The sequence below is a fragment of the Iamia sp. SCSIO 61187 genome (assembly GCF_019443745.1).
In the GTDB taxonomy this organism is placed as follows: Bacteria; Actinomycetota; Acidimicrobiia; order Acidimicrobiales; family Iamiaceae; genus Iamia.
The window spans coordinates 3,671,087-3,689,646 of record NZ_CP050948.1 but is presented as its reverse complement, the minus strand read 5'-3'; the positions used below and the strand labels follow the sequence as shown (position 1 = coordinate 3,689,646).

Annotated in this window: 22 protein-coding genes; 17 read left to right on the top strand and 5 right to left on the bottom strand. The window is 74.3% G+C overall.

What is annotated here, in order from left to right; genetic code table 11:
* The first annotated feature begins 30 nt into the window (after positions 1-30).
* The 11 genes from HC251_RS17595 (at position 31) to HC251_RS17545 (ending at position 9,676) form a co-directional block, all read left to right on the top strand.
* Entirely contained in the window at positions 31-630 is a 600-nt protein-coding gene (locus HC251_RS17595) for a TetR/AcrR family transcriptional regulator (RefSeq protein ID WP_219941913.1), read from the top strand.
* A 90-nt stretch (positions 631-720) separates the two neighbouring features.
* The gene (locus HC251_RS17590) at positions 721-1,848 is read left to right on the top strand and encodes a hypothetical protein (protein ID WP_219941912.1); all 1,128 of its coding nucleotides are present in this window, start codon (positions 721-723) and stop codon (positions 1,846-1,848) included.
* Positions 1,849-1,908: 60 nt separating this feature from the next.
* The gene (locus HC251_RS17585; RefSeq protein ID WP_219941911.1) at positions 1,909-2,364 is read left to right on the top strand and encodes a group III truncated hemoglobin; all 456 of its coding nucleotides are present in this window, start codon (positions 1,909-1,911) and stop codon (positions 2,362-2,364) included.
* A gap of 182 nt (positions 2,365-2,546) precedes the next feature.
* Positions 2,547-3,644 (top strand): multicopper oxidase family protein, encoded by a 1,098-nt coding sequence (locus HC251_RS17580; protein ID WP_219941910.1) that lies wholly within the window; start codon positions 2,547-2,549, stop codon positions 3,642-3,644.
* Positions 3,641-4,147 (top strand): cupredoxin domain-containing protein, encoded by a 507-nt coding sequence (locus tag HC251_RS17575; RefSeq protein ID WP_219941909.1) that lies wholly within the window; start codon positions 3,641-3,643, stop codon positions 4,145-4,147. The genes HC251_RS17580 and HC251_RS17575 overlap by 4 nt, the downstream gene beginning before the upstream one ends.
* A gap of 93 nt (positions 4,148-4,240) precedes the next feature.
* Complete coding sequence (locus HC251_RS17570; RefSeq protein WP_219941908.1) at positions 4,241-5,284, top strand: hypothetical protein; 1,044 nt, start codon at positions 4,241-4,243, stop codon at positions 5,282-5,284.
* Positions 5,284-7,569: a molybdopterin oxidoreductase family protein gene (locus HC251_RS17565; protein WP_219941907.1), complete on the top strand. Its 2,286-nt coding sequence runs from the start codon at positions 5,284-5,286 to the stop codon at positions 7,567-7,569. The genes HC251_RS17570 and HC251_RS17565 overlap by 1 nt, the downstream gene beginning before the upstream one ends.
* Positions 7,570-7,652: 83 nt before the next feature.
* On the top strand, positions 7,653-8,249 hold the full coding sequence (locus tag HC251_RS17560) for a 4Fe-4S dicluster domain-containing protein (RefSeq protein ID WP_370651306.1): 597 nt from the start codon (positions 7,653-7,655) through the stop codon (positions 8,247-8,249).
* Positions 8,250-8,259: 10 nt separating this feature from the next.
* Complete coding sequence (locus HC251_RS17555; RefSeq protein ID WP_219941906.1) at positions 8,260-8,811, top strand: ubiquinol-cytochrome c reductase iron-sulfur subunit; 552 nt, start codon at positions 8,260-8,262, stop codon at positions 8,809-8,811.
* On the top strand, positions 8,808-9,056 hold the full coding sequence (locus HC251_RS17550; protein ID WP_219941905.1) for a hypothetical protein: 249 nt from the start codon (positions 8,808-8,810) through the stop codon (positions 9,054-9,056). The genes HC251_RS17555 and HC251_RS17550 overlap by 4 nt, the downstream gene beginning before the upstream one ends.
* A gap of 41 nt (positions 9,057-9,097) precedes the next feature.
* Complete coding sequence (locus HC251_RS17545; protein ID WP_219941904.1) at positions 9,098-9,676, top strand: HPP family protein; 579 nt, start codon at positions 9,098-9,100, stop codon at positions 9,674-9,676.
* A 21-nt stretch (positions 9,677-9,697) separates the two neighbouring features.
* Here the strand turns inward: HC251_RS17545 and HC251_RS17540 are convergent, their stop codons facing one another.
* Positions 9,698-10,216: a DUF421 domain-containing protein gene (locus tag HC251_RS17540; RefSeq protein WP_219941903.1), complete on the bottom strand. Its 519-nt coding sequence runs from the start codon at positions 10,214-10,216 to the stop codon at positions 9,698-9,700.
* Positions 10,217-10,356: 140 nt separating this feature from the next.
* On the opposite strand from HC251_RS17540, the gene HC251_RS17535 reads away from it, so the two are divergent.
* The 3 genes from HC251_RS17535 (at position 10,357) to HC251_RS17525 (ending at position 12,650) form a co-directional block, all read left to right on the top strand.
* On the top strand, positions 10,357-10,617 hold the full coding sequence (locus HC251_RS17535; protein WP_219941902.1) for a hypothetical protein: 261 nt from the start codon (positions 10,357-10,359) through the stop codon (positions 10,615-10,617).
* A 90-nt stretch (positions 10,618-10,707) separates the two neighbouring features.
* Entirely contained in the window at positions 10,708-12,057 is a 1,350-nt protein-coding gene (locus tag HC251_RS17530; protein WP_219941901.1) for a HAMP domain-containing sensor histidine kinase, read from the top strand.
* A complete protein-coding gene (locus HC251_RS17525; protein WP_219941900.1) occupies positions 12,054-12,650 on the top strand; it encodes a GerMN domain-containing protein in 597 nt (198 codons plus the stop codon). Before HC251_RS17530 ends, HC251_RS17525 begins: the two co-directional genes overlap by 4 nt.
* On the opposite strand, the gene HC251_RS17520 is transcribed toward HC251_RS17525, so the two are convergent.
* From HC251_RS17520 to HC251_RS17510, 3 genes are read right to left on the bottom strand one after another with little or no spacing between them, the layout of a single operon-like run.
* Positions 12,647-13,966: a DUF2254 domain-containing protein gene (locus tag HC251_RS17520; protein WP_219941899.1), complete on the bottom strand. Its 1,320-nt coding sequence runs from the start codon at positions 13,964-13,966 to the stop codon at positions 12,647-12,649. The two genes, HC251_RS17525 and HC251_RS17520, sit on opposite strands and share 4 nt — an antisense overlap.
* A gap of 9 nt (positions 13,967-13,975) precedes the next feature.
* Positions 13,976-14,893, bottom strand: a complete 918-nt coding sequence (locus HC251_RS17515) for a mechanosensitive ion channel family protein (RefSeq protein ID WP_219941898.1) — start codon at positions 14,891-14,893, stop codon at positions 13,976-13,978.
* A 34-nt stretch (positions 14,894-14,927) separates the two neighbouring features.
* Positions 14,928-15,869, bottom strand: coding sequence for a DMT family transporter (locus tag HC251_RS17510; RefSeq protein WP_219941897.1), 942 nt, complete (start codon positions 15,867-15,869; stop codon positions 14,928-14,930).
* Positions 15,870-16,013: 144 nt separating this feature from the next.
* Between HC251_RS17510 and HC251_RS17505 the strand changes: the two genes are divergently transcribed.
* From HC251_RS17505 to HC251_RS17500, 3 genes are read left to right on the top strand one after another with little or no spacing between them, the layout of a single operon-like run.
* Entirely contained in the window at positions 16,014-16,460 is a 447-nt protein-coding gene (locus HC251_RS17505) for a universal stress protein (protein ID WP_219941896.1), read from the top strand.
* Positions 16,457-16,588: a hypothetical protein gene (locus HC251_RS25725; RefSeq protein ID WP_255566463.1), complete on the top strand. Its 132-nt coding sequence runs from the start codon at positions 16,457-16,459 to the stop codon at positions 16,586-16,588. The genes HC251_RS17505 and HC251_RS25725 overlap by 4 nt, the downstream gene beginning before the upstream one ends.
* Positions 16,589-16,640: 52 nt before the next feature.
* Positions 16,641-17,846 carry a family 1 glycosylhydrolase gene (locus HC251_RS17500; protein ID WP_219941895.1) on the top strand — a complete coding sequence of 402 codons (1,206 nt, stop codon included), beginning with the start codon at positions 16,641-16,643 and terminating at the stop codon, positions 17,844-17,846.
* A 254-nt stretch (positions 17,847-18,100) separates the two neighbouring features.
* Here HC251_RS17500 and HC251_RS17495 read toward each other — a convergent pair whose 3' ends face one another.
* Entirely contained in the window at positions 18,101-18,547 is a 447-nt protein-coding gene (locus tag HC251_RS17495; protein WP_219941894.1) for a group III truncated hemoglobin, read from the bottom strand.
* Between the last annotated feature and the right edge of the window lie 13 nt (positions 18,548-18,560).

Below are 18,560 nucleotides of genomic sequence, written 5' to 3'. Positions count from 1 at the left end.
TGAACTGAGGTTCACGGTAGGGTGCGGGCAATGAGCCCGGCCCGACGCAGCCCCGAGGAGGTCGCCGCGGCGCGGGCCGGGTTCGTCGACCACGCCGAGGCCATCGTCCGGCGCGACGGCGCCGCCGCCTTGACCATGCGGGCCCTGGCCCGGGAGGCGGGGTGCTCGGTGGGGCTGGCCTACAAGGTCTTCGCCGATCGCACGGACCTGGTGGCGGCCGTGATCGCGCGCGAGATGGCCCGCCTGCGCGACGAGCTGGAGGCGGTCGTGGCGGCGGCGGGGACGGGCACGGTGGGGGGGAACCTGGGGCGGTGGGCCGAGGTCCTCCTGGCGTCGCCCGCCATCGCCCTCGCCCACGACGACCACGGCCAGGAGGAGCTGGACCGGGCCATCGAGGCAGCGGCGGGGGAGACCGGCATCGTCGCCGCCCTGGAGGCCACGGTGGTCGCGTACCTGCGGGCCGAGAAGGACCTCGGCCGGGTCGCCGCCGACCTCGACGAGGGCGCCTACGGGTTCCTCGTCGCCGGGGCGGTCCACAACCTGGTCGCGTCGGGTCCGGGCTACCCCCGCCCGACGCGGCGCCGGCTGGCCCAGGTGCTCGACGAGGTCGGCCGGCGCATCAGCACCTGAGGACCCCCTTGCGTGAACGCAGGTTCACGGTAGAGTGCGTCGTGAACCAGCGTTCACGACCTGTGGGCGCCATCCCCCTTGGAGGTCCCGATGCCCGCCCCCCGCACCTCTCCCGCCGCCCCGCCCCGCCCCCGTGCGGCGGCGGACCCGACCGGGATCAGCCGTCCCGCCGCCCTCGAGGCCGCCCTCGAGCTGCTGCCCGGGGACGCCTTCCTCGACGGCCCCGGGATGGCCGTGCACGGCCCCATGGGCGCCGAGGCCCTCAGCGGGCTGGGCCACGACGACCTCGTGGTGGCGTGGGTGGAGGCCTACCGCCAGCGGCACCGGCCCCACTCCGCCCCGCCCCGGGTCGCCCGGCTCGACGCCGACGCCCCCGACACGTGGCGGGCCGCCCTCGGCGACCGGTCCCGCCTGGGCGACTGGCGCGACCTGTTCGACGCCGAGCTGGCCGAGGCACCCTGGTCCGAGGTCGTGGCCACCTGGGTCCCCCGGCTGGTCGACGGCTACGGCGGCTTCCTGACCCACGGCCTCCTCCGCACGGCGCACGCGGTGCGGATCCTCGAGGCCCTGCCGGCCGTCGACCCACCGCGGGTGGCCCTCCACGAGCTGGCGATGGGCCTGGCGTTCTGGGCCGGCACCTACCAGCCCCTGCCGGGGCGGATCCGCCTCGACGGCGACGCCTCCCTCGCCGAGGCCATGGCCCGGATCCCCCGAGCCACGGGCCCGTGGGGGCCGGTCGAGCGCGCTTTCTTCGAGCCCCTCGCCGGCCTCGAGGGCTTCGCCCCCGCGGTCGAGTCCCTCGGCCCGCCCTGGACCCCGGACCCGCTCGGCGACCTGACCCTCGCCTTCGCCCGCGCCCTCGTGGCCCACCCCGAAGCGCCGACCGACGCCCTGGTCCACACGGTCACGCCGATCGTCGCGGCGCGCACCCTGCTGCCCCACGTCCCGGCCCGGACCGTCGCCCACGTGTACGCCGCGGCCTGGCAGGTCGGGGCGGGCATCCTCGCCTGCTTCACCCCGGACCGGCCGGTGGACGTGACCCGCAGCCCCGCGGGCGAGCCCCTGGCGCCCCCCGAGCTCGTGGCCCGGGCGGTCGAGAACCGGGCGCCCCACGCCGTCAAGATGACCGAGGCGTGCCTCCAGGAGCACGCCCTGCGACCCGACCCCGCCTACCTGCTGGCCGCCGGACGGGCCGTCGCCGGGACCGAGCCGTGGTGAACGGGGGGTCGCCGGGCCCGACCCTCGCTTTCTCTAGCGTCTGCTAGATAAGGTGCGGTGGTGCCGGACGGGGGAGCGCTGAGGGGAGAGACGCCGGACCTGGCGACGCGGGGCGCCATCAGCGACCTGGTGACGTCGTTCTACCGGGAGATCGTCTTCGACGACCTGCTCGAGCCCGTCTTCGGCGAGGTCGCCGAGGTCGACTGGCCCCGGCACATCCCGGTGCTCATCGACTACTGGGTGGCGATCCTGCTGGGGGTCGACGGCCCCCGCGGCTCCCTCATGGGCGTCCACCGGCACCTCCACGGCCTCGCGGCCATCGAGCGCGAGCACTGCGACCGCTGGTACTCGCTCTGGGTGGGGTGCGTCGACGAGCGCTGGGCCGGTCCCCTCGCCGAGCGGGCCAAGGCCCACGCCGCCGCGGTGATGGCCGGGATGGCCAAGCACGTGTTCTCGTTCCGGTGGTCGGCGAGCGAGGTCGCGCCCCGGCCCCTCCCGGGCCGGCTGCCCGCCTGAGCCCCGGGACCCGACGCCGGTCCCGCCCGACGACCAGCGGCGCGGCCCCGGCGGCCCCGCGACCGATGCGGCCGAAGTCACGTCCGCTCGGGACCTTTGGCCCTGAGCAGCGCCGGACGCCGTCCGTGACGATGGGCCCCGTGATCGCCACCCCTCGGTGGCGCAGGACCAAAGGAGACGATGTGACGGAGAGCGAGACCGCCGGCGAGAGGACGGTCGACCGCCGCTTGTTCATGGGGCTCGTCGCCGGTGGGGTGGGGGGAGCCACCATCGTCGGCAGCACCGCCCTGGCGGCCTGGCCCCGCGACGCCACCACCTCGGCGGGCGCGGCCGACGCCCACGCCGGCATGGACATGGGCGACCAGACGGACAGCACCGAGGCCCCGGCGAACGTCGACGAGATGGACGCCATGCACGAGGACGGCATCAACCAGTTCCTCGCCAACATCGAGAGCCCCATCACCGAGGGCAAGGGCGCCGTCGACGCCGAGTGGACGATGGACGGCAACACCCGGGTCTTCGAGCTCACGTGCTCGGAGATCGACTGGGAGGTCACGCCCGGCCAGATCGAGAAGGCGATGGCCTACAACGAGATGGTCCCCGGGCCGACCCTGCGCATGGTCGAGGGCCAGCGCACCCGCATCGTGGTCACCAACGAGCTGCCCCAGAGCACCGGCGTCCACTGGCACGGCCAGCGCGTCCCGAACGACCAGGACGGCGTGCCGTTCCTCACCCAGCCCCCGATCAAGCCGGGCGAGACCTACACCTACGAGTTCGTCCCCGGCCCCTACGGGTCGCACATGTACCACTCGCACCACAACGCCGCCGAGCAGGTCTCGGCCGGGCTCCTCGGCGCCCTGATCGTCGAGCCCAAGGACCCGGCCGACGAGCCGACCCACGACCGGGACTACCTCTACATCCTGAACGACGCCCTCGGCGGGTTCACGATCAACGGCAAGGGCTTCCCCGCCACCGACGCCTACACGGCCAACCTGGGCGAGCGGGTGCGGTTCCGGTTCATGAACGAGGGGACGATGGTCCACCCCGTCCACCTCCACGGGCTCACCTTCGAGGTGTTCGCCCGCGACGGCTACCCCCTCCCGCAGCCGTTCCTGTGCGACACCATCACCGTCGCCCCCGGCGAGCGGTGGGACGCCACCGTCGTCGCCGACAACCCGGGGACGTGGGCGTTCCACTGCCACATCCTCACCCACGCCGAGAGCCCCCACGGGATGTTCGGCATGGTCTCCGTCTTCGTCGTCTCCGAGGAGCCCGCATGAGCACCATCACCCCACCCACCGAGGAGCAGGCCGCCACCGCGGCCCCTGCGGCGCCGGGCGGCCCGCCCGCCCGACCGGACGGACGCGGCCCCGGGCTCACCTTCGAGGCCATCGCCGTCATCGCCCTCGTCCTGGCCTTCGCGGCGGCCATCATCGCCGTGTTCGCCATGGGCCTCGCCGCCCGCTCGATCGACGAGCACCGGGCAATCCCCGCCGGCGGGTCCGGCGGAGGGGGCGGTGCGGTCGCGGTGTCGCTGGCCGAGTTCACCATCGACCCGGCGCCGGTGACGGTGGCCGAGGGCGGGTCGCTGACGGTCACCAACGAGGGGACCGCGGCCCACGACCTCACGGTCGAGGACCAGGACCTGGCCACCCCGGCGCTCGACGCCGGCGGCGAGGCCGAGCTGGACGTCAGCGCCCTGGCTCCGGGCTCGTACACGCTCTTCTGCAGCATCCCCGGCCACCGGGAGTCCGGCATGGAGACCGACCTCACCATCGGGTGACGCGACCGTCGCCCAGCGCGGTCGGTCCTGGCCGTGTAGGCATGGGGCGCCCACCTCCGGGTGGGCGCCCCGGCCGCGACCAGGGACCGCCGCATGAGCCAGCTCGCCACGATCGATCGCCGGGCGGCGACGTGGGGCGTCCTGGCGGTGGTCGTCGCCCTGGCCATCGCCGTGCTGGGGAGCGGGAACCTGCGGTGGTTCGACGCCGCCCTGGTGGGCTACCTGTTCGGCACCCTCTTCGCCATCTTCGCCATCGTCTACCGCTACCTGATCTGGCTGCGTCGCCCGCCGACGGCCCGGCTCAACCGGCGGGGGTGGGACGCCTTCCGCCGGCCCGGCCAGCGGGCCCGCAACGCCGGCGCCCTGCCGGGCCTCGTCGTCACCAACCTGCTGGTGCAGTCGTTCATCCGCAGCCGGTCCCGCAGCCGGTGGCTCGCCCACCAGCTCGTGTTCTGGGGCTGCATCCTGGCCGGCCTGGTGACGTTCCCCCTCGTGTTCGGCCTGCTCCACTTCGAGTCGGTGGGCCAGGACGGGCGGGAGTACCGCACGGTCGTCGGCGAGGTGTCGACGTTCAGCTTCGACAGCCGCAGCGTGCTCGGCTGGATCACCTTCCACCTGCTCGACATCTCGGCGGTCCTCGTCCTCGCCGGGGTGTTCATCTTCCTGTCCCGCCGGCTCCGCGACCCGGGGGCGCTGGCGACGGAGCGGTCCAACGACTTCCTGGCCCTGGCCGGGCTGTTCGCCGTGTCGGTCACCGGCCTGTCGCTGACGGCGTCGAACATCTGGATGGAGGGCCGCTTCTACGTCTTCCTCAACACGGTCCACGCCCTGACCGTGATCCTCGGGCTGATGTACATCCCGTTCGGGAAGCTGTTCCACATCTTCCAGCGCCCGGCGAACCTCGGGGTCGCCTACTACAAGCGTGAGGGCGCCGAGGGGGCCCAGCAGACGTGCACGCGCTGCGGCGAGGACTTCGCGTCCGCCCTGCAGATGACCGATCTCAAGGAGGTCCTCCCGCAGATGGGGTTCGACTACTCGCTCGCCGCCGGTGGCGGCAGCTACCAGGACACCTGCCCGATGTGCCGGCGGAAGCTGGTGGCGCTGGCGCAGTCGCGCGCCGTCGGCGGGTTCGGCTGATGGCCCGCCCGCCCATCACCGAGGAGGAGCTGGTCGCCCGGTACGGCCCCCACCTCAACGAGACCCCCGTCGGCGGGTGGGACGCCGGCGTCGAGGCGGACCGCGAGGTCAAGACCCACTGCTGCTTCTGCGGCCAGCAGTGCGGGATCGTCCTCAAGGTCAAGGACGACGAGGTGGTCGGCTTCGAGCCCTGGTACGAGTTCCCCTTCAACGAGGGCAAGCTCTGCCCCAAGGGCGTGAAGCGGTACCTCCAGAACGCCCACCCCGACCGCCTGGTCGAGCCGCTCGAGAGGGACGCCTCGCGGCCCGAGGGGTTCCGACCGGTCTCGTGGGACCACGCCCTCGACCGGACCGTCTCGGAGATCCGGCGCATCCAGGCCGAGCACGGCCCGGACTCCTTCGCCATGCTCTCGGGCGTCTCGCTCGACAACGAGAAGTCCTACATGATCGGGAAGTTCGCCCGCCTCGCCCTGGGGACGGCCAACCTCGACTACAACGGCCGGCTCTGCATGGTCTCGGCGGGCGTCGCCAACAAGCGGGCGCTGGGGATCGACCGGGCGTCGAACCCGTGGAGCGACATCCCGCAGGCCGAGGTCGTCTTCGTGATCGGCGCCAACATCGCCGAGTGCGCCCCGATCACGACGAGCTGGATCTGGCGGGCCCGCGACCACGGGGCCAAGCTCATCGTGGCCGACCCCCGCGTCACGCCGACCGCCCGCACCGCCGACCTGTTCCTCGGGCTGCGGCCCGGCACCGACTCCGCCCTCCTCGGCGCCATGCTGCACGTGCTGATCGAGCGGGACTGGCTCGACCACGACTTCATCCGCGACCACACCACCGGGTTCGAGGCGGCGGCCGAGGCGGTGGCCGACCACACGCCGGCGTGGGCCAGCGACGTCACCGGCGTGCCGGCGGCGCGCATCGAGCAGGCCGCCGAGCTGTGGGGCACGGCCGAGACCGGGATGCTGATGCACGCCCGGGGGCTCGAGCACCACACCAAGGGCGTCGAGAACGTGTGGGCCTGCATCAACCTGGGCCTGGCCACCGGCAAGTACGGCAAGCCCGGCTGCGGCGTCACCACCATCACCGGCCAGGGCAACGGCCAGGGGGGCCGCGAGCACGGCCACAAGTGCGACCAGCTGCCCGGCAACCGCGACATCACCAACCCCGAGCACCGGGAGTACGTCGCCTCGGTGTGGGGCTGCGCCGAGAGCGAGATCCCGGGCAAGGGCCTCACCGCCGAGGAGATCGTCGAGGCGATCCACCGGGGCGAGATCAAGGGCCTCCTGTCGATCTGCTTCAACCCGGTCGTCTCGCTGCCCGACACCACCTTCACCAAGGAGGCCCTGGACAAGCTCGAGTTCTACTCGGTCATCGACTTCTTCCTCTCGGAGACGGCGTTCCACGCCGACGTCGTACTGCCCGGCTCGCTGCACGAGGAGGACGAGGGCACCTCGACGAGCGTCGAGGGGCGCGTCATCAAGCTCAACCCGTCGAAGACGCCGCCGGGCCAGGCCCGGCTGGACTGGGAGATCCTCTGCGACATCGCCCGCCGCCTCGGCAAGGGCCACTACTTCCCGTACACCGACGCCGAGCAGATCTTCGAGGAGCTGCGCGTCGCCTCCAAGGGCGGCAGCGCCGACTACTCGGGCATCACCTGGGACCGGGTGGAGGACGAGATGGGCGTGTTCTGGCCCTGCCCGTCGGAGGGGCACCCGGGCACGCCGCGCCTGTTCGAGGGCGGTCGCTTCTACACCGACGACGGGCGGGGCCGCTTCAACCCGGTCCGGTACCGGCCGCCCGCCGAGGTCGTCGACGACGACTACCCGGTGTGGCTGACGACGGGCCGGGTGGTCAGCCAGTACCTGTCGGGCACGCAGACCCGGCGGATCGGCCCGCTCGTCGCCCAGTACCCGGAGCCGCTCTGCGAGATCCACCCCCGCCTGGCGGACCAGCACGGGATCGTCACCGGCGACGTGGTCCGGGTGACCTCCCGGCGGGGGACCATGACGCTGCCGGCGACCGTCGTGTCGACCATCCGGCCCGACACCGTCTTCATCCCGTACCACTGGGCCGGGCGCCAGGCCGCCAACCAGCTCACCAACCGGGCCCTCGACCCGCTCTCCAAGATCCCGGAGTACAAGGTCTCCGCCGTGCGGCTCGAGCGCGTCGGGCCGGCGGGCACGGTGGTCGTCGACGACCGGGACGTCGACCTCGTCGGCGGGGCCACCGGGGGCGACGCCCCCCGCACGCCACCGTCCGAGCCCGAGGAGGGAGGAGGGTGAGCGGCGGCGTCTCGGTCCCCGTCTCGATCGGCGTCAAGCGGTCCCCGGCCACGCACACCACGGCCGGTGCCTTCGGCGACAGCATCTTCGTCATCGACCAGAGCCGGTGCATCGGGTGCCGCTCGTGCGTGCAGGCGTGCGAGGAGTGCGGCACGCACCGGGGCACGACGATGATCCACCTCGAGGAGATCGACCGGGCCACCACCACGCAGACGGCGCCGATGGTGTGCATGCACTGCGAGGACCCGACGTGCGCCGAGGTGTGCCCGGCCGACGCCATCAAGCAGAACGAGGACGGGGTCGTGCAGTCGGCCCTCAAGCCCCGCTGCATCGGCTGCTCGAACTGCGTGCTCGCCTGCCCGTTCGGGGTGCCCAAGTACCTGTCGGCCATCGACCAGATGATGAAGTGCGACATGTGCTACGACCGCACGTCGGTGGGGCAGAAGCCGATGTGCGCATCGGTCTGCCCCAGCGAGGCCCTGTGGTTCGGCACGCCCGACGAGTTCGCCGCCACCCGCACCGGCACCCTCGTCAACGAGTTCTGGTTCGGCCGCCAGCCCGTGGCCACGAAGGTCCGCACCGTCGCCGACGGGCCCGGACCCATCGACGTCGTGGCGGCCAGCGGCGCCCGGCCCTGGCAGGACGACCCCTTCGGCCTCGACGAGGAGGGGCCGTCGTGAGGGCCCGGCCATGACCGATCGTCCTGCGGCCTCCGGCGACCGCGACGGGTGGACACCCGTGCCCGACCCCGTCTGGCGCCAGGACTTCCCCCTGACCTCGGCCGGCGAGGACGAGGTCACCCGGCGGGAGTTCGTCCGCTACCTGGTGCTGGCCTCGGGCGGCTTCGCCGCCGGCAACGTCGGCATCGCCGTCTGGTCGGCGCTGCGGTCGATCAACGAGGGCGACCCCCGCCCCATCGTCGCCCTCGACGCCGTGCCCGAGGGCTCGGCCCACCTCTTCGACTACCCGACGGGCGCCGACCCGGCCATCCTCGTGCACCTGCCCGGCGGGGAGCTGCGGGCGTTCAGCCAGAAGTGCACCCACCTCGGCTGCGTCGTCTACTACCAGCGCGACACGGGCGAGATGGAGTGCCCGTGCCACGAGGGCCACTTCGACGTCCACACCGGCGACGTGCTGTCGGGGCCGCCCCAGCGACCGCTGGGCCGCATCGACGTCGAGGTCCGGGACGGCACGGTGTGGGCGCTCGGGTACCGGGGCGAGGCCGAGGGGGAGGAGGGGTGAGCGACCCGATCCCGCCCCGGCGGGTCCCGGCCCACCGGACGGGCCCCCGCCGGCCCCGCTTCCACCGCGAGGTCCCGGCCGCCCTGGGCGTCTTCGTGGTCGTCCTGCTGTCGTTGCAGGTGTTCCTGCTCACCGTCGGCCTCGAGGCCCTCCTCGCCGACGAGGACGGCCTGGCCCGGGTCACGGCGCTCTTCTCGGTGGTGCTGGCGGCCGGATCGGCCGGCTTCTACCGGTACCTGCGGTGACCGACCCGCCGGCGCGCCGGCCGGGGCCGATCGGTGGCGACATGGCCGCCATCGTCCAGGGGCTCGCCCGCCGGGCGCGGCTCTCGGCGCTCACCGAGCGGCACGACTCGACCGTCGTCCTGGGGCTGTTCGCCTTCGTCAACGGGCTCATCGCCATCGGCGCCCTGGCCCTGGTGGCCCTCCTCACCGGGGAGCCGTTCATCTTCCCCTCGCTGGGGCCCACCGCCTTCCTGCTCTTCTACACGCCCCTCCTCCCGGCGGCGTCGCCCCGCAACACCCTCGGCGGCCACGCCATCGGCGCCGCCGCCGGCTACCTCGCCCTCGTGGTGTTCGGCCTCACCGACGCCGCGCCCGCCCTGGCCTCGGAGGTCACCGGCGGCCGGGTCGGCGCCGCCGCCCTGTCCCTGGGGCTGACGAGCGGGGCCATGGTCTGGGCCCGCGTGCCCCACCCGCCGGCGGGGGCGACCACGCTCATCGTGTCGCTGGGCATCCTGCGCGAGCCCGAGCAGCTCGCCGTCCTCATGGTCGCCGTGGTGCTGATGGTCGTCCAGGGGTTCGTGATCAACCGGCTCGCCGGCATCCCGTACCCGTGGTGGTCGCCCCGCCCGGCCGCCAGCTGACCGACGCGAGCGACGACGGCATCAGCCTCGGCCGAGGAGGTCGCGCACGGCGGCGGCCTCCGCCTCGTCGGCGAGCACGGACACCTTCCCGTCGGCCTCGAGCAGCACGATGCCCGCCGGCGGCGGGGCGGCGTGGCCGCTCTGGCGGAGCCGGGCCCGCAGCTCCTCACCGCTCATCTGCGAGGTGGTGAGCCCGCGCGGCAGCGAGATCCGGCCCCGGTCGGCGACCACCTCGGCGCCGGCCTCGACCGCGTGGTGGAGGGCCGGCCACCGCCTCCGGGCCCACGCCAGCACCACCTGGAGGACGAGCAGGGTGACCAGCGCGGTCATGCCCTCGACGTAGCTGGTCGTGGCGCTGACGGCGGTGGTGGCGACGATGCTGCCCAGGGCGATGGTGATCACCGCATCGAAGGCGGACATCTGGGCGACGGTGCGGCGACCGGCCAGGCGGACGCACGCCACCGCGGACGCGTAGGTCGCCGTCGTGCTGAGGACGATGAAGCCGACCGTGCCCCACGTCGATCCGAACCAGGTGCTCACCACGAACCTCCGCGTCCTCCGGGTCGGCCGCGCTGGCGCGCCCGTGCCACCCCACCCCCCGCTCTCCGGTCCGGGGCCGGCGAAACCGCCGTGACCGAACGGTGACGCTGCCCGGGCGCCCCAGGGGCAGGGAGGGGGCCATGACCGCTGTGATGGACCACCGCCCCGTCGTCGTGCCCCCCATCCGCCAGGACGTCGTCGACGTCTTGGTCGGGCACCTGGCCCGGGACGAGCCCGAGGCCTTCGCCCGGGCCCAGGACCGCCTCGACGCCACCCGCGCCGAGGTCGCGGCGGCCTCCGCCGGGTTGGTCGCGTCGGGCCAGCTGGACCTGGCCGCCCTGGAGCACGCCCTGGAGGTCCTCGAGGGTGTCGTGCAGCTGCCCGGACCCGTCGCCGCCTGAGCCCTGCGCCGCCATCCCCGCCGAGGTCGGCGACCGTCGCCGTGGCGTCGGCGCCGGCGATGAGCCCGTCGTGACCGGGATCCCCGGCCGATGAGCGTCCGCCACCCGGCGCTGCGGTACCGGGCCATGGTGGCCTTCGGCCTCCTCGGCCTCGCCGTGGCCGCCGTCGTCGTCGGCGTGTGCATCTCGGTGACCCGCGCCTCGCTGGTGGGAGGACGGGAGCGGTCGGCCGAGCGGCAGGCGTTCCTGAACGCCCGGGCCGTGCGCGCGGCCCTGGGCGAGTCCGCCGACGACCGGGCGGCCCTCGACGCCGTCCAGACCAGCCGGCAGGGCGTGGCCCTGCTCGAGCGGGGGGCCGAGTGGTACTCCTCGTCGGTGTCCGCCGGTCCCGACGACCTGCCCGAGGAGCTGCTGGTGGCGCTGGAGGGCGGCCGCGCCGCCCGCATGCGGGTGCAGATCGGCGACGACGTCATGGTCGCCGTCGCCGTGCCCATCGCCGAGGCGGACGCGACCTACGTCGAGCTCGTGCCGCTGGGCGACGTCGAGCGGGCCCTGCGGACCGTGACCGTCGCCCTGCTGGTGACCATCGGGGTGACGGCCCTGGTGGCCACCGGCGTGGGCTGGCTGGTCTCGGCCCGCGTGCTGCGACCGGTGCGGCGGATGGCCGAGGCGGCCGACCAGATCCGGGAGGGGTCGCTCGACCGCCGGTTGGAGCACGACGACGACGCGGACCTGGAGCCGCTCGTCCGTTCGTTCAACGGCATGGTCGAAGGCCTCCAGGAGCGCATCGACCGCGAGGCCCGCTTCGCCGCCGACGTCACCCACGAGCTCCGATCGCCCCTCGCGACCATGGCGGCCGCGCTCTCGGTGGCCCGTCGCCGGGCCGACGATCCGTCGGTCCTCGAGGCCCTCGACGTGCTCGACGCCGAGGTGGCCCGGTTCGTCCAGCTGATCGACGAGCTCCTCGAGATCGGCCGGGCCGAGGCGGGCGTCGCCGAGCTGGTGACCGACCCGGTCGACCCCCGCACCTTCGTCCGTGCCGTCGTCGAGACCAGCCCGCACCGCGTCGACGTCGACGCCCGCCCCGGCGCCGGTGCGATGGCGGTCCTCGACAAGCGGCGCATGGCCCAGGTCCTGACCAACCTGCTCGACAACGCCGCCCACCACGGCGGCGGGGCCACCCGGATCACCGTCGACGGGCGGTCCCGGTCGCTCGTCATCATCGTCGACGACGCCGGGCCCGGCGTGCCCGAGCACGAGAGGTCCCACGTGTTCGGGCGCTTCGCCCGCGGCCAGCGGACCGATGCACCGGGCACCGGGCTCGGGCTGGCCCTGGTCCGCGAGCACGTGAGGCTGCACGGCGGGGAGGTGGCGATCAGCGAGTCGCCCGACGGGGGGGCGCGGGTCACCGTCTGCATCCCGCGCGGGGAGGTCCGATGAGGCGGGCCGGGCGGCTGCTGGGGGTGGCCACCGCCCTCGCCCTGGTCACCGGGTGCGCCGTCGGCGCCGAGGACCGCGCCCACGTCATCGGCGCCGACGACGTCCCCTACGGCCTCCTCGAGGAGGAGCGGGCGGGGGCGACGGCGTCGGTGCCGGACGGGACGACCGTGGCGATCTACCTCGTCCGCGACGACGAGCTGGTGGCCGTCGAGCGAGAGCTGCGGCGCGACGCCGGGCTCGAGGAGCTGGTGGGGATGCTCGCCGCCGTGCCCACCGCCGCCGAGGCCGCCGCCGCGCTGACGACGGCGGTGCCCGACCCCGACGTCTACGGCGACGTCGAGGTCGTCCGGGGGACGGCGGAGGTCGATCTGGCGCCGTCGTTCTCGGAGATCGACGGTGCGACGCAGGCCCTCGCCATCGCCCAGACGGTGTTCACGCTGACCGCCCGGCCCGGCATCGGCCGGGTGGTCTTCCGCCTGGACGGGGCGTCGGTCGAGGTCCCCCGGGGCGACGGGACGCTCACCGACGAGGCCCTCGCCCGCGACGACTTCCCCGACCTGCTGTCCGGCGCCCGTCCGGGACCGGGAGGCTAGGCCGGCCCCGGGCCGAACCGGTGGGCGAACGCCTCGGCCACGGCCTCCCGGTCCTCCCGATCGACGTCCGCGCCGGCCGAGCCCTCGACGACCCGCTCGGCGACGGCCCGGACGGCGGCGGCCCGGTCGCCGAGCCCCTCGGCGAGCATCGAGCGGTGGACGAGGTGGAGGGCCTCGAGCAGGTACGTGTTCACGGCGGGGTGGGGGGCGGCCGACCGCCTGATCTCGGCGAAGGCCAGGGCGAGGAGCGCCTCGTGGGTCGGGGCCTCACCGTGGATGATCCGCCGTCCGTCCTCGTGCGTGGTGACCGGCGGGGGGAGGTCCCGCACGAACCCCTCGCGGATCACCTGGGCGAGGTGGAAGATCGCCTCCTGGGCGGTGGTCGGGTCGTTCACGCCGGGCGACAGGGCGACCAGCGCCACGTCCACGAGCTGGCGGATCCCGTAGCTGGGGTCCTGCTGCATGGTGCGCACCCTCCCCAGCTGGATGGCGTCGGCCGCCGCCGCCTCCGCTCCCTCGGGCACCGCGGCGGCGGGCCAGACGGTGCCCAGCGGCGTGCCCCGGATGGCGTAGCGGCCCACCGCCGTCTCCAGGCGCAGCGTCCCGCCCGGTGGGACGGCCTCCATCAGCGCCGCCTCGTCGACCTGCTGGAGCCACCCGCTGGCCGTGAAGGTCAGGACGTGCCCGGGGCCCGACGGGACGGAGTCGTCGACGGCGATGCCGTCCGGCTCGTCCCGGCGGTCGGGCCAGCAGCGCTCGATCTGCTCGACGGTGGTGTCGGTCACCCGGCCGAGGATCTCGCTGACCTCCATCGAGTGGGCGTTGTGGTCGATGAAGGCGACGATCGCCAGGATCGCCATGACCCCGAGGATCACCGCCACCCCCACGGACAGGTTGGGGATCACCGGCTCGCCGCTGTCCTCGAGCGGGCCCCGCACGGCCCGGAGCACGATCAGGCAGTAGGTGAACGTCCCCACCACCGCGCCCATGACCCGGCGGTTGAACGGGTCGCGGAAGAGGCTGTGCACCACCCGGGGCGAGTACTGGCTCGAGGCCTGCTGGATCACGAGGAGGCTCACCGAGAAGGCGATGCCGGCGAAGGTGATGGTCGCGGCGGCGACGACGCTCAGGACCTCGCGGGCGCTGTCGACGGTCGAGGTCAGGAAGAACGGGAGGCTGTCGACCCCGCCATCGACCGAGGAGTCGACCCCGACCATGAGCTGGCCCACCAGGCCGCCGACCACCACGAGGACCATGGGGACGAAGAAGAGGCTGCTGCGCAGCCGCTCGGCGATCGCCCTCAGTCGGATGCCCATGCCCTGGTCCTAGTCGGTGCCGTCGTCGCGTGCTGCGGGGCCGGTCGCCGACCCGAGGAGCTCCTGCAGCTCGGCCGACGGGCGGATCGACACGATCTCGGCCGGGACGACGATCCCCTCGGCGTCGAAGGCGCGCAGCACCGCGGTGGTGACGGCGGACCGCACCCGGCGCGTCTCGACCTGGTGGGTGTCGGCGCACCACACCAGCACCTCGAGCCCCACCGCCGAGGTGCCCAGCTCGGCCACCAGGGCCTCGGGGGCGGGCTCGGCCACGACGCCGGGCACCGGCCGGGCCGCCGCCACGGCGACGTCGATGGCGTGCTCGAGGTCGGTGCCGAAGGCGACGCCCACGGCGATCTCGATGCGGCGGGTCGGGTGGGCGGTCTGGACCTCGATCACGTCGGTGTAGACCGTGGCGTTGGGGATGAGGACCCGGCGGCCGTCGAAGGTCCGGATGACCGTCTCCCGCACCGTGATCTCCTCGACGGTGCCGGCCACCTCGCCCACCTGGATCTGGTCGCCGCCCCGGAACGGCTGGCGGAACAGCAGGAGGACCCCCGCCAGCAGGTTCTGGAGGATGTCCTTGAACGCGAACCCGGCGGCGACCGACACGATCCCGGCGCCGGACAGGAGGTCGACGGGCTGGACCGACGGGAAGACGATCGTGACGGCGAGGAGCCCGCCGACGACCGAGAGCGCAGCCGCCGCCAGGCGGGACATGACGCGGGCGAAGCTGGGGGTGCGGCGGCGGCCCAGCCGGCGCTGGACGACGGGCCGCAGCAGCCGGCCGCTGCCGACGAGGAGGGCCAGCACGACCAGGGCGATGGCGACCCGGGGGAGCGCGGTGACCACGGTCTCGCCCAGGTCGCGCAGGGCGTCGCCGGCCTCCCGCACCTCCTCGCGGCCGTCCTCGGCGAGGGTGCTCACGAGCCGCTCGGACGGTCACCCGTCGGCGTCGCCATCAGTGCACCTGGGCGCCGCTGCGCACCACGGCGACGAGCCCGGCCAGCACCAGGACCATGCCGGCCACGTGGATCCACTGGAACGCCTCGCCGAGCAGCAGGTACGACAGCACGAGCGCGCTGACGGGCATCACCCCCATGAAGGCCGAGGCGGTGCCGGCGCGGACCCGGGCCATGCCCCGGAACCAGAGCCACGAGCCCAGGCCCATGGTGCCGGCACCCCACCAGGCGACGGCCGCCCACTGGCCCCCGGTGGGGGCGGACCAGCGGAACGTCCAGGCGTCCCACAGGGCGAGCGGCAGGAAGACGATCGTGGCGATGACCGCGGCGGCGGCCGCGATCACGACGGGGGCCAGGTCGCTGGTGAGGCGCTTGCCCATGAGGCTGTACGTGGCCTCGCACACCACGGCCCCGAACACGAGGCCGGACCCGAGCAGCAGCCGGTCGCCGGATCCCTCGACCGTCTCGGCGGCGGCGTTCACCAACACGACCCCGGCGAGGGCCAGGGCGACGGCGACGATGCGCCGGGCGCCGAGGTGCTCACCCAGGAAGGCGACCGCGCCCATGGCCGTGACCGCGGGCGTCGTCGCCATGACGACCGCGCCGACGGCGCCGGGCGCCTCGCGCATGCCCAGCAGCATGAGCGCGCTGAACCCGAACGTGCCGATCACGGCGATGCCGGCGAGCAGCATGCGGTCGCGCCGGTCGGCCTCGCGGAGCACCTGCACCGGCCCGGACCCCTGCTGGCGGAGGGTGGCGAGGGCACCGGGGACGAGCACGAGGGCGGCGATCGCCATCCGCAGCCCGCTGCCCAGCCAGACCGGGAAGGAGCGGCCGACCACCTGGCTCACCGGCGTGGCGCTGCCGAAGCAGGCCATGCCCCCCACCAGCAGGGCCGCCGCCGCGGCATCGAGGCCGCTGTCGCCGTCGCCGTCGCTCACGATGGCGCGCCCTGCCCGGGCCGGGCGGGCGCTGCGTCACGGTCGTGTCACAGCCGCCCCCGTGACGCGGCTGTGACGCTGCTCGACCGGGGCCGGGGCAGCGTCCCGGCGCACCCACCACCACCGTCTGTCGAGGAGGTGCCCGTGAAGGTCCTGATCGCCCTCGACCACTCGGACGCGGCGCAGGAGGCCGCCAGGGTCGCCGCCGACCTCCTGGTCCCGATGGGCGCCGACTTCCTCGTCCTCAACGTCTCCCAGATCCCGATCGTGTGGGCCGGGGCCGGCGGCGGCTTCGGCACCGTCGCACCCCTCGAGCTGGCCACGCTCGACGCCCAGACCTCCCACCAGCGCAAGGACGTCATCACCGAGGACGCCGAGGCCGCCGGGGTGCCCGACCCCCAGGTCGTGGTGACGTCGGGCGACGTCGTGCACGAGATCTGCGAGGCCGCCGTCCGGCACGACGTCGACCTCATCGTCGTCGGCACCCACGACCGCTCCCTGCTCCAGCGCCTGCTCGTCCCGTCCGTGAGCCGCAGCGTGATCAGGGAGGCCGACCGGCCGGTGCTCGTCGTCCCCGAGCGGGCCGCGTGAGGCGGCCGCCGCCGAGAGCCGCGACCGGGACCGCCCGGCGGCGCCGGGAGGCGGTCCTCTGGCTGGCCGTCCTCGCCCTCCTCGGCGTCACGGCCCTGCTGTGGGCCGTCCGCCTCGGCTCCATGTGATCGGCGGGCGGCGTGGTCCGGGAGCCGTCCGGGCCCGCCGTAGGGTGCGCCGATGACCCGACCGGCCCCGTTCTGCGACCCCTCCGAGCTCGTCGTCGCCTGCGGTGAGGAGGCTTCCGATCCGCTGGTGGCCCACGAGGGGCAGGAGGTCCGCGTCGACGAGCTGGCCGCCAGCGGCCACCTCGACCACCAGGACGAGGACCTGGCCGCCGTCGCCGGCCTCGGCGTGCGGGCGTGGCGCTACGGCATGCCCTGGCGGCTGACCGAGCCCGAGCCCGGGGTCTACGACTGGGCGCTGTGGGACCGGGCGCTCGCCGCCTGTGCCCGCCACGACCTGGAGCCCGTGGTCGACCTGTGCCACTTCGGCCTGCCCGATCACTACGAGGGGTTCGGGGCCCCCGGGTGGGTCGAGGGCTTCGTCCGCTACGTCGACGCCTTCCTGGCCCGCTACCGCGAGCCGCTGCTGTTCACGCCGGTCAACGAGCCGGTGATCACCGCCATGTGCTCGGGGCTGTGGGGGATCTGGAACGACCGCCAGGCGAGCCGGGCGGACTACCTCCGGGCGCTGGGCCACGTGACGCTGGCCAACCTGGAGGCCATCGAGCGCATCTCGGCCGACCGCAGCGGCTGGTGGATCGGGGCGGAGGGGTTCGGGTGCCACGTGGCGGCCACCCCCGACGACGAGGCGGCCGCGACCGCGGCCCGTGAGCTCGAGCAGCTCACCTGGGACCTGCACCTCGGCGTCGAGCCGCCGGCATCGGTGGCCGACGTGCTCGACGTCGTCGACGACGCCGTGCTGGCCCGCATCGCCGACCTGGCCGGTCCCACCGAGCGGGTCGTGGCCGGCCATGACGTCTACCCGGTCAGCGTCACCGTCCACGGCGAGGGCGCCGAGCCGCTGACGATCACCGACCGGGTCGCCGCCTACGAGCGCGAGGCCCGGGCGTGGCACGCCCGCTACGACCGGCCGTTCTGGGTGGCGGAGACCTCGAACCTCGGGCTGGCCGTCGACGACGGGCCCCGCTGGCTCGACGAGGTGGTCGGGTGCATCGACCGGCTCCGGGCCGACGGGCTGCCGGCCCGAGGCGTGTGCTGGTACAGCCGCGGCGACCAGTTCGACTGGCACACCATGCTCACCCGCCCCGTCGGCGAGGTGACCGAGGTCGGCCTGTTCGACGCGGCGCGGCGGCCCCGCCCCGTCGCCGCCGCCTACGCCGCCCTGGCCGCGACGTCCGGCAGGGCGGCCCCGACGACCTGACGGTCAGCGGGGGGCGGGACCGGGGTGGCGCTGGCGGAGGACGTGCTTCTGGACCTTGCCGCTGGCGTTGCGGGGGAGCTCGTCGACGACCTCGAAGGCGACGGGGAGCTTGAGGCGGGCCAGCCGGGCCGGTGTCGATCCCGGCGGCGATGGCCGACCTGCGCCCCCTGGCCCCGCCCGTCTACGAGGCCAACGTGTTCGTGAAGGCCGTCGAGCGCTTCGAGCTCGCCTTCACCCCCCGCTGACCACGGGGGTCAGGCGGGGCGGCGCTGCGGGGCCTCGAGGCCGATCGTGAGGGCCGGCTCCCCGGAGAGCTGCACGCTGTGCACCCGGGCGACCCGGACCGCCAGGGCCTTGGCCTGGACCACCCGCGGGCCGCACCACCCCTCCTCCAGGGTCTCGTGGAAGAGCTCGAGCCAGCGGACGAAGTGGGCCGTGGTGAACGGCTCCTGGGCGTGGATGCGCCGGTGGGCCTCCAGCGGGTTGCCGTCGTAGCCGTGCTGGCCCAGCAGCATCCGGCACCAGAAGGCGGTGATCTTGGGGAGGTGCTCGGCCCAGTCGACCCCTGCCACGTCCTCGAACACCGGGCCGAGGAGCCCGTCCTGGGCCACGTCCTGGTAGAAGCGCCGGACCATCTCGGCGATCTCCTCGGGCGTGTCGAGATCCCGGTCGGGGGCGGGGCGGACGACGTCACGGCTCACCGACGAGACGCTA